Origin of the sequence: Streptomyces sp. SA15 (assembly GCF_002291145.1) — a bacterium.
GTDB lineage: Bacteria > Actinomycetota > Actinomycetes > Streptomycetales > Streptomycetaceae > Streptomyces.
In genome coordinates this window covers 123265-136554 of sequence record NZ_NTGE01000093.1, presented here as the reverse complement: position 1 = coordinate 136554, position 13290 = coordinate 123265, and the positions used below count along the sequence as shown (strand labels likewise).

At 71.4% G+C, this 13290-nt stretch carries 10 protein-coding genes; 3 read left to right on the top strand and 7 right to left on the bottom strand.

Annotated features, from left to right (window positions below; all coding sequences use genetic code 11):
• The first annotated feature begins 150 nt into the window (after window positions 1–150).
• Window positions 151–381: a hypothetical protein gene (locus tag CLM62_RS17450; protein WP_095750797.1), complete on the top strand. Its 231-nt coding sequence runs from the start codon at window positions 151–153 to the stop codon at window positions 379–381.
• Window positions 382–511: 130 nt separating this feature from the next.
• Here the strand turns inward: CLM62_RS17450 and CLM62_RS17445 are convergent, their stop codons facing one another.
• The 7 genes from CLM62_RS17445 to CLM62_RS17415 form a co-directional block, all read right to left on the bottom strand.
• Entirely contained in the window at window positions 512–1348 is an 837-nt protein-coding gene (locus CLM62_RS17445) for a trypsin-like serine protease (RefSeq protein WP_095750796.1), read from the bottom strand.
• 122 nt (window positions 1349–1470) lie between these two features.
• On the bottom strand, window positions 1471–3009 hold the full coding sequence (locus tag CLM62_RS17440; RefSeq protein WP_095750902.1) for an RNA polymerase sigma factor: 1539 nt from the start codon (window positions 3007–3009) through the stop codon (window positions 1471–1473).
• A gap of 427 nt (window positions 3010–3436) precedes the next feature.
• Window positions 3437–4324: a FadR/GntR family transcriptional regulator gene (locus CLM62_RS17435; RefSeq protein WP_095750795.1), complete on the bottom strand. Its 888-nt coding sequence runs from the start codon at window positions 4322–4324 to the stop codon at window positions 3437–3439.
• 162 nt (window positions 4325–4486) lie between these two features.
• A complete protein-coding gene (locus CLM62_RS17430) occupies window positions 4487–6376 on the bottom strand; it encodes an ATP-binding cassette domain-containing protein (protein ID WP_095750901.1) in 1890 nt (629 codons plus the stop codon).
• A 160-nt stretch (window positions 6377–6536) separates the two neighbouring features.
• Complete coding sequence (locus tag CLM62_RS17425) at window positions 6537–7295, bottom strand: NUDIX domain-containing protein (RefSeq protein WP_095750794.1); 759 nt, start codon at window positions 7293–7295, stop codon at window positions 6537–6539.
• A 131-nt stretch (window positions 7296–7426) separates the two neighbouring features.
• Complete coding sequence (locus CLM62_RS17420; RefSeq protein WP_373559156.1) at window positions 7427–9613, bottom strand: glycogen debranching N-terminal domain-containing protein; 2187 nt, start codon at window positions 9611–9613, stop codon at window positions 7427–7429.
• Window positions 9614–10219: 606 nt separating this feature from the next.
• Window positions 10220–11962, bottom strand: coding sequence for a DUF4192 domain-containing protein (locus CLM62_RS17415; RefSeq protein ID WP_095750793.1), 1743 nt, complete (start codon window positions 11960–11962; stop codon window positions 10220–10222).
• Window positions 11963–12076: 114 nt separating this feature from the next.
• On the opposite strand from CLM62_RS17415, the gene CLM62_RS17410 reads away from it, so the two are divergent.
• Window positions 12077–12982, top strand: a complete 906-nt coding sequence (locus CLM62_RS17410; protein ID WP_143659107.1) for a hypothetical protein — start codon at window positions 12077–12079, stop codon at window positions 12980–12982.
• Between the two features lie 37 nt (window positions 12983–13019).
• The gene (locus CLM62_RS17405; RefSeq protein ID WP_143659105.1) at window positions 13020–13280 is read left to right on the top strand and encodes a hypothetical protein; all 261 of its coding nucleotides are present in this window, start codon (window positions 13020–13022) and stop codon (window positions 13278–13280) included.
• Window positions 13281–13290: the final 10 nt, after the last annotated feature.

Genomic DNA, 13290 nt, shown 5'->3' with positions numbered 1-13290 from the left:
GACACGCAATACGGCACATTCGCCGCCAACCGGCAGCAGACAGCCGCCTCGGAGAGATTTTTTCCAGGAAAAGCCACGAGCGGGAACGTTTTCGGGCTGGTTGGATGTTGACCCTGGTACGACAGCTCGTCGAGCTAGAGAAGAGGCGACGTGACTACTGTTCTGACCCCCGCGAGCCCGCTGACGGCCGCTGATCGATGCGACCGCTGCGGCGCCCAGGCATACCTGCGCGTCGTCCTGCTGAGCGGCGGAGAACTGCTCTTCTGCGCCCACCACGGCCGCAAGTTCGAGCCGGAACTCAAGAAGATCGCCGCTGAGATACAGGACGAGACGGAGCGGCTGACGTCCGCTCCGGCGAGCGCCTCCGAAGAAGAGCACTGACACTCGCGTCCGACGAGCCAGGCTCCGGCACAGGCCGGCCATGGGCGGCTGCCCCTGCTCTCAGGGGCAGCCGCCCTTGCTCGTGGCCACGAAAACCCCTCAGCCTCCGCCAGAGGCCCTCATGCGGTCCTCAGGCCACGCTGTCCCACCCGAGCCTCCGCAGGACGTCGGACACGCGCGTATAGACACCAGGGCTGCCCGCACGACCGCAACCGCTCCCCCAGGACACGAGGCCGATCAGCTTCCCCCGAGCGACCAGCGGCCCTCCGCTGTCCCCCTGGCAGGCGTCACTGCCGCCCTCCTCCTCTCCGGCACACAGCATGGTGTCGGCGAAGTAGGTGCCGTCGCTGCTGCCCGGATATGCCTCCTCGCAGGGGGCATCGGACAGCACGTGCACCTGCGCCCCGCGCAGACCGCGCGCATAGTCACCTGCTCCTGTGACATCGCCCCAGCCGTACACCACGGCACCCGTCCCCGGTGTGTAGGCCGGATCGCCGGCCGTGGCCATCGCGATGACCGAGCCCCGCGGCACGGGTTCGGCGAGGCTGAGCACGGCGAAGTCCCCCGAGTTGGTCACACCGTCATAGGTCGGGTTCACCCAGATGTCCCGTACGGGGATCTCCTGCCCCTCATCCGACAGGAGGTCCGTGCGTCCCGCGATGACCTTGAGGTCGCGGACGCTGTCCGGCGGCACCCCCAGAACGTCCTCCTCCAGGCAGTGCGCCGCGGTGAGCACGGTCGTCCGGCCGACCGCGACACCGCCGCAGAACTGCCCCGCGCGCGTACCCCCGAACCGGTCACGGCTCGACAGCGCCACCGTCCACGGGCTCTCGGACACGTCGACCGGGAAGCCCCCCACGACGATGCCGTCGGCGGACACGGGGTCAGCGGACGCCCAGGGTATGGCTACCGCCGCGGCCGCCAGGACCAGCGGCCGGGCCAGCACCCGGGCAATGCGACAACGCATGCGTGCTCCTCACTCCGGGGTGATGATCGGACACCCAGAGTCATGCAGAGCACCGTGGCCCGCAGCACGAAGGCCCGGGCCCCTCTCGGGGACCCGGGCCTTCGATGCCGTACGAGCGCGACCTAGTCGAGGTAGTCGCGCAGCACCTGCGAACGCGACGGGTGGCGCAGCTTCGACATGGTCTTGGACTCGATCTGGCGGATGCGCTCACGCGTGACGCCGTACACCTTGCCGATCTCGTCGAGGGTCTTCGGCTGACCGTCGGTGAGACCGAAGCGCATGGAGACGACGCCCGCCTCGCGCTCGGACAGGGTGTCGAGCACGGAGTGCAGCTGCTCCTGGAGGAGCGTGAAGCTGACCGCGTCGGCCGGGACGACGGCCTCGGAGTCCTCGATGAGGTCACCGAACTCGCTGTCGCCGTCCTCGCCGAGCGGGGTGTGCAGGGAGATCGGCTCACGGCCGTACTTCTGGACCTCGATGACCTTCTCCGGGGTCATGTCGAGCTCCTTGGCCAGCTCCTCCGGGGTGGGCTCGCGGCCCAGGTCCTGGAGCATCTGGCGCTGTACGCGCGCCAGCTTGTTGATGACCTCGACCATGTGCACCGGGATACGGATGGTCCGGGCCTGGTCGGCCATCGCGCGGGTGATCGCCTGACGGATCCACCAGGTGGCGTACGTGGAGAACTTGTAGCCCTTGGTGTAGTCGAACTTCTCGACCGCGCGGATCAGGCCGAGGTTGCCCTCCTGGATCAGGTCCAGGAAGAGCATGCCGCGGCCGGTGTAGCGCTTGGCCAGGGAGACCACCAGGCGGAGGTTGGCCTCCAGGAGGTGGTTCTTGGCGCGGCGGCCGTCCTCGGCGATGATCTCCAGCTCGCGCTTGAGCTTGGGCGCCAGCTTGTCGGCGTTTGCCAGCTTGTCCTCGGCGAACAGACCGGCCTCGATGCGCTTGGCGAGCTCGACCTCCTGCTCGGCGTTGAGCAGGGGGACCTTGCCGATCTGCTTGAGGTAGTCCTTGACCGGGTCGGCGGTGGCGCCGGCGGCGGCGACCTGCTGGGCGGGCGCGTCGTCCTCGTCCTCGTCGGAGAGCACGAAGCCGGCGTTCTCGGTGGCCTCGGGCTCCTCGCCGGGCTTGGCCTCCTCGAGGACCTCTTCCTCGACCAGCTCGGCGTCGTCCTTCTTGGCGGTCGTCTTCTTGGCCGCTGCCGCCGTCTTCTTGGTGGCAACGGTCTTCTTCGCGGCCGCCTTCTTGGCGGTCGTCTTCTTGGCGGCGGCCTTCTTGGCAGGCGCCTCTTCCTCGACGGCGGGCTCGGCGGCGGGTGCCGTCGGAGTGGCGGTGGCGGTGGCGTTCTTGGTGGTCACCGTCTTCGCCGCGACCGTCTTGGTGGCGGTGCGCTTGGCCGGACTCTTCGCTGCGACGCTCTTTCGGGTGCGCTTGGGCTCCGCGGCACTGACCATCAGCGTCACACCCTCTTCCTCGAGGATCTGGTTGAGGCTGCGCAGTACGTTCTTCCACTGAGTGGCCGGAATCTGGTCAGCTTCGAAGGCCCGACGCACGTCATCGCCGGCGATCTGCCCCTCAGCCTTTCCCCGCTCAATGAGCGCCATGACAGAGACGGACTCGGCGATCTCCGGCGGGAGCGTACGGGATGTGCTGGCCGACACGAACAACCTCTCGGAACGTTGGAAAACGGCTTCCGGCCCCGTCCACGGCGGACAGGAGCCGACCACCGGCCTGGGGATGGGCCGACGGTGCGGGCGGGGCCGGGAGAATGCACAGCGCCTTTTATGGCGTCCGTATTCCCTCCGCGGCTGTCACCTCTTAGGTCATCGCGCTGCTCCCGCGAGCGTTACGCCCAATCTGCGTGGCCCGAGTCACACCCCGTAAGGGATCAAAAGCGATCAGACATGGGCAAAGGGGGTCAGCTGCCGTCCCGAGCTGGTTGCTCCGGCGGACCAACCGCCTCATTGTGCCGTCGGACCCCGCAGGATTCCTGAGAATCCTGCGGGGTCCGACGGGAGGCGGTTCGCCGGCCGAGCGATGCCGCAGGAGGGGGAAGGCACCCCCGGCCACGCCGCCCGCGGAACGCGGTCAGTGCTCGCGCGGCGCGGGCACCCCGCGCTCCACCTCGGGATGGACGGTGAGCAGTTGTCGCATGGCCGCCTCGGCCGCCGCGCCGTCGCCGGCGGCGAGGGCGTCGACGATCCGCCCGTGGTGGGCCAGCGACGTCTCGTTCGGCCGGTCACAGCCCGTGACCGGGCCGCCGGAGACCTGGAGCGCGGCCGAGACGATCCCGGAGAGGTGCTCCAGCATGCGGTTGCCCGCGACCTGGATGAGCAGGGAGTGGAACTCGGCGTCGGCGCGGGAGAAGGTGAGCGCGTCGCCCTGCCCCATGGCGTGGCCCATGATGCCGACCATGTCGGTGAGCCGCTGCTGGACGTCCCCGCGCCCGTGCCCGGCGGCGAGGCGGGCTGCGAGCGGCTCGATCGTCCAGCGCAGCTCGCTCAGCTCCCGGCGCTGGTCGTCGCGCTGCGGCCCGAAGGCCCGCCACTCGATGATGTCCGGGTCGAGAAGGTTCCAGTCGCTGACGGGGCGCACGCGTGTTCCGACGTTCGGGCGGGCACTGACCAGGCCCTTGGCCTCCAGGACACGGAGCGATTCGCGGACGACGGTGCGGGAGACCTCGAAACGCTGGCCGATTTCCTCGGGCACCAGCGGCCGGTCGGCGCCCAGGTCGCCGGAGACGATCATCTGGCCCAGCTGCTGGACGAGTTGACCGTGCAGCCCGCGTCCGCGACTTCCGGCGGCGCGTCGGCCCACGCGGCCCAGCTCCGGGTCCGCGCCCTCCCAGGCGGGGGCTCCGACGCGGTCGGCGGCTGACGCCTCGGCGTAGGGATAGCGGTCGAGTTCGCCCGGGCCGGCGAGACCGGAGTCTGCGGAGCGGGCGGCGGTCATCATGGTGTGCGCAAGGGTAGTCACGGATCCTTTGTCGGCGCCCTCTCCAACTCCCTTGAGGTCTTTGGTGAAAAGCACACGAAAGGGTGATCGCTCACCCCGTGGCAATTGACGCCTTATCGGAAAGAAATGGGCTTCCCCCGGGAAGTTGCGCGCAGGGCGGGAAATGAAGGGCGCGTGCGGTCGTCATCGGGCCCTGCTGCGCAGGGTCGTGAGCAGATATGCGCTGAGCAGAGCGGTGAGCGACAACGCCAGCGCACCGCCCACGGGTTGGACGATCACACGTGCCACGGCGGACAGATAGCGTTCTCCGCCGAAAGGCCACTGCAGCAAGAGCACCTCGCGCATCCGCGCGGGAAATCCGGCCGCCGTCCGCACGGACGAACCCGCCAAGACCTTTTGTACGAGGGGTACGACGAGGATCGGTACGGTGACCACCGCCGCGAGCCCGGCCGTGGTGGACCGGAAGACGCCCGCGGCCAGCACACCCGCCCAGGCGCACCCGACCACGAGCCCGGTCCAACTGGCACTCAGCGACAACCAGTCGGCGGGAACCTCCGCGAGCTCCCGTCCGTAGACGAGATAGAGAACCTCGGCGTCGCAGCCCACCGTGAGGACGGCCAGCAACAGGGCGGTGGCCGCGGCGACGACGAGTTTCGCGGCAAGCAGCCCCAGCCGACGGGGCACCGTGCCGCGGTCCGCCGCCAGGGCGGGGTGGCGGAACTCGTCTCCGAAGGCGAGCGCCCCGAGCAGTCCCGCGCCGAGCGCCGCGGGCGGCAGCGGAAGCTCCCGCGGCCACGCGGCCAGCAGACGCGGCTGCGGGGTGTGTCCGAGACCGGCCAGTAGTACGGCGGTGAGGGCGGAGGTGACGAGGACGGCGGCACCGGTGACGAACCCGGTGCCGACTCCGGCGGCGCGGCGCAACTCGTAGCGGAGCGGACGCAAGGGGCTGGGCGCGGAGCGGACGGAAATGGGGGGCGGGAGGGGGGAGAGGGGATCGGCGGTCTCGAGGGGTTCGGCGCAGCGGGCGCGCCGCTCGTCCCCCTCGCTAGTGCTCGTAGGCCCGGGCGTGGGCGTGCCGGCTTCTCCGGTCGCCTGCGACGCGGCGGCTTGCCGCTCCGTGCCGCCCGGCTGCGTCGCTTGGCGTGCGCCTGGCGTGTCTGACGTGGCTGCCGTGTCCGAGGAGAGGCGCTCCGCAACCGGCCCCATGTCTCCGATCTCGTCGGCGAGTTGGTGGACGAGGATGCCGTGCCGGAAGGCCGTCTCGCCGACATCGGCACATGTACTGCCGTACACGGACAGACGGTTGCCGCCCTCCCGTACGACTTCGACGGAGCGCCGGGTGGTGCGAGCCTCCTTGGTGAGCAGGGCCGCGAGGCGTGCCGCGTGCGGGCTGCGGACGGCGACGCGGGGGCGCAGCCGGGTGCGGGCGAACTCCGTGGCCTCCTGGTCGGCGACGAGTCTGCCCTTCTCCAGCGTCACCACCCGGTCGGCGGCGCGTGCGGCCTCCTTGGGGTCGGTTGTGGTGAACAGGACCGTGCCACCCTGGTCCGCGTGCGCCCGCAGCATGCCGTAGAGCCACTGGCTTTCGCGGGTGGACAGCCCGTCGGCGGGATCATCGAGCACCAGCGTGTGCGGGTCCGGCAGCAGGGCGCAGCCCAGACCGAGGCGGCGGTCCATGCCGCGCGACAAAGTGGCGAGGCGTTCGTCGCGCAGGCTGACGAGGCCGACCACCTCCAGCACCTCGTCGGCTCGCCGGACCGGGACACCAGCCGCGGCACACAGCATGCGCAGATGGCCGCGGACGGTGCGGGCGGGATGCCCCGGCACGTCCCCCAGGAGCACGCCGACCTCTAGCGAGGGGTGCGCGATGCGGTGCAAGGGGCGACCTCTGAAGTAGGTGATGCCCCGGCCCTGTTGGAGTTCGAGCATCAGCCTCAGCGCCGTCGTCTTTCCCGCGCCCTGCGCCCCGAGGAGCACAGTGACACGGCCTGCGTGCGCTTCGAAGGACACGTCGTCGACGGCGGGCGGAAGGTCCTTGCGGGAGTTGCTGGTAAGTCCGAAGGCCTGGATCACCCACAGCAAGATAGCGCGCTATGTCCGATTTTTCCGGTACCGCAAGGCCCGCATCGCAGCAGTCGAGCGGTGCGGTCGGGCCCCTGTTCATCGTTCGGAACGCGGGGCGGTTCGCGGTTCGGCCGCGAGTCGTTCGTGCGTCCCCGCGCGTCCCCCGGTGTCATACCTCGGGGCGCAGCATGGGTGGGTTGAGCAGGGTGGCGCCGCCGGCCCGGAAGAGCTGAGCCGGGCGGCCGCCCTGGCGGGTGGTCGTACCACCGGTGGGGACCAGGAAGCCCGGGGTGCCCGTGACCTTGCGGTGGAAGTTGCGCGGGTCGAGCGCCACGCCCCACACCGCCTCATAGACCCGGCGCAGCTCGCCGACGGTGAACTCGGGCGGGCAGAACGCCGTGGCCAGAGACGAGTACTCGATCTTGGAGCGGGCGCGTTCCACACCGTCGGCCAGGATCTGGGCGTGGTCGAAGGCGAGCGGCGCGACCGGTTCGCCGTCGCGGCCGTAACCGCCCTGCTGCAACAGCTCCTCCACGGGCGCCCAGCGCGCGTTGCTGGCGTCGCCGCCCGCCCGGGGAGCGGGCAGGTCGGGGGCGAGAGCGAGGTGGGCGACGCTGACCACACGCATCCGAGGGTCACGCTTGGGGTCGCCGTAGGTCGCGAGCTGTTCCAGGTGGGCACCGTTGTCCTGGGCGGGGACGGCCGGTTCGTGGGCGCGCAGTCCGGTCTCCTCGGCCAGCTCGCGCGCCGCGGCCTGCGCCAGATCCTCGTCGGCCCGTACGAAGCCCCCGGGCAGCGCCCAGCGCCCCTGGAACGGCGGCTCGCCCCTGCGTACCGCCAGCGCGCACAAGGCATGGCGGCGCACGGTCAGCACGACCAGGTCCACGGTCACGGCGAAGGGCGGAAAGGCTGACGGGTCGTAGGGCATGCGGCGATCATAGTCGTCTGCCTGACGATAAACACTCCCTTCGTCGACTGCGTCGGCAGCTGATCCACTTCGGTCCGGCCGGGGGTTCACAGCCGACTCCCCGCCGCCGTTCGGTGCCGTGTCCTACGAGGTCAAACTCCTAGTTGGAGCCCGTCGGCCGCCTCCTCGACCATGGCGAGGCCGAGCCGACTGACCCGCACGGAGAACGGGGTGCCCGCGACCCGCAGCCCGGTCAGTCCGATCTCCCCCAGAGGCGCGCTGCGCACCGGGCGGAGCGTGACCGTCCCGGCCGGGGCGTCGGGGCGGATTCCCGCGAGGGTGGTCAGCAGCAGGACTCCGGCGGCCGCCGCCGTGGCCGAGGGCCGACAGGCCGCCGGATGGGGCAGCGGGGCGCTTCCGTCGGTGCGCTGCTCCCCCGCGTACATCTCGGGGAGCCGGTGGCCGAAGGTCTCGGACGCCGCCAGTACGCCCCGCAGCAGCGAGCTCGCCTCCTTCTCGTAGCCAGCGGCGGACAGGCCCGAGACGGCGACCGCCGTCTCCTGGACCCGTACGGCACCGGCGCGGTGGCCGAACGGGTTGTATCCCGCCTCCTTGGCACCCAGCCCGCGCAGGCCCCACCCGGAGTCCATGGCCGGGCTTCCGAGCAACCTGGCGAGTTGTTCCGTCTGCACCCGGTCGAGCAGCCCGGGTGCCTGCTCGCCCGCGCCCAGCAGCCCCGTGTCGAGCAGATGGACGGCGGTGGCGGCGAGCTGCGGCACGAGGCACCCGTCCGGGACCCGGGCTGCCGCCGGTCGGCCTCCGCCGCGGTCCTCGACCCAGAAGTCCTCGCGGAAAGCCGTCCGCAGCTCCCGGGCCCACTGCCGCAGCGCGGTGCCGCCCGGCCTCCCGAACGCGTCGAGCAGGTCGGCGCCGAGCAGCGCGGCCCGGTGGGCATACGCCTGGGTCTCGCAGCGGACGGGTCCGCCCGGCTGCGGGTCGCACAGGTACGGCCCCTCGCCCACAGTCGTCCGCAACCAGGTCAGACACCGCTCGGCCGCCGGCAGCAACTCCTCCGTCTCATGCTCCGGGAGGCCCCATCGGCGGGCTTCCGCGAGGAGTACGGGGAAGAGCAGGGTTGCCTCCGTGCCTGTACAACCGGGTGGCAGATGCGGCCCCGCGTCCCGTCGGGGCCCGGGGATCATGCCGGTCCGCGGGCCCGGGCCCGGCACTTGCGTACGAGCGAGTGTGCGCAGTGTGCCCACAGCGAGCCTGGTACCGAGAGGCAGGGTCATCCGGGCCGCGACGAGCGCCTCGGCCGGTGCCATGCCGCAGCGCCAGGGCGCTCCCGCCGCGAGGTGGGTGTCGGCGGGGTGCCCCGGGTCGCGCAGCAACAGGGCTTGGAGGTCCTCGATACCGGTGTGCAACAGCGCCCGGACTCCGGGATGATCGCCCGTCGCCCGTGCCGGCGCCAGGGGGTTCGTCGCCGCACGCCCCACGGCCCGGACGGGTCCCGCGCCGTCCGGCCGTACCCGCAGTTCCACGCACACCGTGCCGCCCGGAAGCAGTTCGAACTCCCAGCGCAGCAGTCCCGCGGAGGCCAATGCGTCGGCGGGCGGCGGGTCGGCCGTGACCGACGCGCTTCCCCCGGCGCGGGTCCAGCGCAGGCCGGAGTCGTGGACGCTGGCGGGCAGTTCGGGTCCCGCGCGGCCCGACGCGATCGCGCCCAGGTCAGCCAGGTCCGTGCCGAGTGCCACCTCCACCGGCAGGCGCAGCGGGCGGGGGGCCGCGCTGTGCAGCGTGATGCGTTCCGTGCCGTCCGCGTGACGCGTGCGTTCGACCACGACGTCCGGGTCCGGGCCCGAGCCGGGGGAGGCGCGCAGCGTTCCCACGAAGCGGGCTCGGTCCGGCGCGGTCGTCCGGGCCTGCACGGCGACCGGTTCGCGTCCCGCGACGCGGACCTGGCAGCGCGAGAGCACGCGTCGACCCGCGCGGTAGAACCCCTCCAAGCCGTGACCTGTCAACTGCCCCTGCTCCGAGGAGATGACGAGGCCCGGCAGCGCGACACAGATGAGTGCGGTGTGGACCGGCGGCAGGTCGGCCGAGCCGCGGAGCGCCGGGGGCGGGGTCGACGGCAGGTGGCCCAGCGCGGCGGACGGCGACCGATGGGAGCGTCCGGTGACCGGGGACGTGGGGCAGCCCTGGGCCGTCGGCGGTGTGGTGCTGGACCGCTGGTCCGTCGGCAGGGCCGGGCTCTGCCCCGTGGGCGCGGACGGATGTCGGCCGGGAGGAGTGGGCCGGTCCGGCTTCCACACCGGAGTGCGGCGAGGGTCGTACTCCATCGTCCGCACGGTGCGGTCGGCGCCGCTCGTGAGCCTCGGCTCGTACGATTTCGTGCTCAACATCGGTGCCGACTTCGTGCTCGGCACCTGTGTCGGCGGGCTGGTGCCTCTCCTCCAAGACAGCGCGGGTCTGTCGAGCCCAGGGCTGTCGTCGTCGGCGGCGGAGGGCGGAGTCGGCTGGTGCAAGGGGCGGCTTCCTCTGCGCTCTGTGCGCCTCGGGCGTGGTCGGCGCCGGGTGCGGGGCTCCTGAGGGACAAGGGCGGTACGGCGGCACGGCCCGTCCAGACGTTCCGCCACTCAGGTGAACGGGGCGGACCTCTTCGGGGTCACGCCCGCGGTCCTGGGAGCCGACCGAAGGGCGGCGGGGCAGAGAGAGCAGCACCCACATTCGCCGACGGGCGGCCCGACCACGCTCGACCAAGCCGGACACCCATCGAACAACGTCCCCAACACACTGGCGCACGCCCCACCCCCGGCCTCGCCCGCCTCCCGGCGGAACCGACCACGCCGCAATCGCGCCTCTCGCATCCCTACGGCACCCGACCACGCCTCACACCCGCCTTCGCATCCCCAACCGCACCTGACCGACCGACCTCGGGCAGGTACTCATGCCTCTCCCTCGCTGGCGTCACCTCCCGGCCGCGCCGCACCCGGGCAGGAACCGCGCCGACGTGCGTCGGCCTTGCTCGAAGGACGTGGGCGCCCGCCTTCCGCCACCGAGGGCCGAGGACGCGTGCCGTCGGCCCTCGCAGCTCCAGGCCGTGTCCCGGCCGCCGGACGGGTACGCGCGTGGGAGTTGTCAGTCCATGACGGTCGCCCTCCCGGTTCCGCGGCGCGAGGACGGCCGTCCGGACCGCCACTTGAACGTGTCCGCCGGCGGCGCCGGGGGGTTTTGGGTGCGGATTCGGATACCGGATGATCTCCACCGGCACCGGCACCGGCATCGGCACCGGCCTCGTCCTGCGGCGTCCGCGCTCCGGCCTCCTGCTGCGTCGACGCCGCTGCCTCCGCCTGCCTCGATGCCACGCCCTCTGGCTCAGCGACCTCCCGCCCCGCGCCCTCCGGTCCGGCGCCCGCCGTCGCCGAACGAGCCGCCCGATGCTCGCGTTCCGTGCGCAGGCAGCGGCGGATGGACTCCGGGTCCAGGCCCTCGTTGCAGGCCTGGTGCAGGAGGCGGGCGAAGAGGTAGTCAGGATCCGCGCCCAGGGCCATGGCGAGGGCCTCCCGGGCCTCGATTTCGTCACCGGACGACCATGCGACCCAGCCGACGAGGGTGAGCGGAGCCGCCGCGTGTTCGCTGTACGGCCCGACGCAACGGCGGGCCAAGGCACGCCACAGACGCAGAGCCGGGCCGGCCTCCTCAGCCTCCATCCACTCGGCCGCGCGGTCACGGGTCGAGCGGTCCTGCAGGGCGAGAATCAGCGTGGCCGCTTCTTCGTGTCCGAGCAGTTCGTCGTCGCGCAGATCCGCTTGGAGCGGTCCGGAGACGGGCGGTGCTTCGGCGAACCGCGTCATGACCCGCTCGGCGAGCTCCATGGCCTCCTCGGCCACGTCCGCCCGACCCGCCGCGTCGAGCATCCTGGGAACCTGCGCCATGCTGGTGGTGTCCAGGACGATCTCCTGCTCCGGCGCAGCGGCGGTCTCCCAGGGCAGCAGCCTGGCCCGCAACTCGCGCAGTGTGCCGCGCACCTGGAGCCCGGCGTAGGTCGCGGCGGCGGCCAACACGGAGGTACCGGGCAGTCCCATCGGCAATCCGTCGGGGGGACAGCAGCCCTCGCTCGGGCAGCAATACGACCAGAAGCGGCCGTCGGAGATGCAGAGCGCCTCGATCACGGGCACGTCGAGCCGGCCGCACTCCGTGCGCAGCAACCCGGCAAGCCGTGCCAGCCGTTGCATGACCTGCTGCCCCGTCTCGTCCTTGGCCGGTTCCTGGCAGACGTAGGCGACGATCTGTTCGGGCTTGGCGCCCCTCCGCTCGCTGCCCGTGATCAAGCCGTGGGCCAACTGCCGGGCCGCGGAGGCCCAGTCGTCCTCGTTCATCGGAATGCCGAGCCGGGCCCGGCCACCGAACCGGCCACGCCCGCCCCGGTCGTGGAGGGCGACCAGGACGATGCTGTCCTCGGGGCGGTACCCGAGCAGGTACGGCAGGGCGTCGGCCAGTTCCGCGGGCGTGCGCAGGGTGACCTGGTGATCGCCTCCGTGGGCGTCGTACGACACACACTCGACGTGCTCGGCGGCGACACCGGGACGTCCGCTGTCAGAGCCGGAGCCGTCGTGCGCCGCGTATCCGTCTCGTCCGCCGATGTCGCCGTTCTCGGAGGATCCAGTCGTTTCGCTGTGATTCGTCATGCGTCGACGATCTCGCGGATCATGGAGTTCCGCTTCGGCCTGTGGATAAGTCCGATCAGGGACACGTCAGTGTGCGGATGAGGCGGCTCACAGCCCTTCGCCCGGCGCACTCCGTTGCTCACCTCGGCCTGGCAAGGGCAGGCGCAGGAACGGGGGATGCCGGGTCGGCTGCATGCGACGAACTCTTGGCGACCGGAAACCGGCAAGGAGATCCGGATCTTCGGCCTGCAAGGGTGGACGGCGAGGCGTTACCGGGACGCGGTGCTCGATCAGCACGAACCCATCTGGACAGCCCGCAGCCAGCTCGTCCGGAGAAACTGGCTGCCCCTGGCCGCGGGGGCGGTGGCGATGGCGATGGCGATGGCGATGGCGATGACAGTGGGCCTGCTCGGCCTGTTGTTCGCACGGTCACGGACCGACGCCGGTGAGGTGGCCCAGTACGTGGTCGCTCTGCTGGCCATGCTCGCCGCCAGCGGCACCGGATGGGAGGGATTCGTCCTCGTCCACGGCACCGTGCCGCTGGCGGTGGGGAGAGGACTGCGCAAGGAGCTCGAAGAGATCACCGAGCCGCGTGATCCGGTCCGGACCGACCGGCCCGGCGGCCGGGCATCGGGAGACGGGAAAGCACCGCCCGGGCTGCGGTTGGAGGACGTGGCCTTTGGCTACCCAGCGGGCGGGCCACTGGTATTCGCCGGCCTGAACCTGGCCCTCGCTCGGACCTGCATGCGCGACGATCCCCTGCTGGTCGTGCTCGACGAGCCGACCGCATCGCTCGATCCCGTGAGCGAGTACGAGGTCTTCCGGCGCCACGTGACGCTGGCACGCGGACTCGGGCGGGCGCACGGAACCGTGACCGTCGTCTCCCACAGATCCCGACCGTGCGCATGGCCGACAAGATCGTCGTGCTGTCGGAAGGCGCCGTCGTCGAGGAGGGCACCCACGCCGAACTCATGGAGAGCGGCGGGAAGGACCTACGCACGGATGTACCAACAGGACTCCTACACCAGCTCGCGTGCATGAAGAGCGGCTGAACCACCGGATGACGAAGGAGAGTGCGTTGAGCATGCCCTCGAACCGCACGGTCACCATCTCGGCCCCCTACCACCGCTGTTCCCTCACCATCAGGCACACCGTCAAGTCGCTGCGGTACGGCCTTCCGGTCAACGGGGGCAGGTACTTCGCCGATGCCGTCACCCTCGAGGCGTGCGACACCGAGTGGTTCGCCGTGCACGACGCCGACGAGTGGAGCGAACCCGAAGCCGATCTCCTTCTGCTTCCCGTAGTCGCACATGGACACGGTGCTCGATCGTCTGGATGAGTGGTCGCGG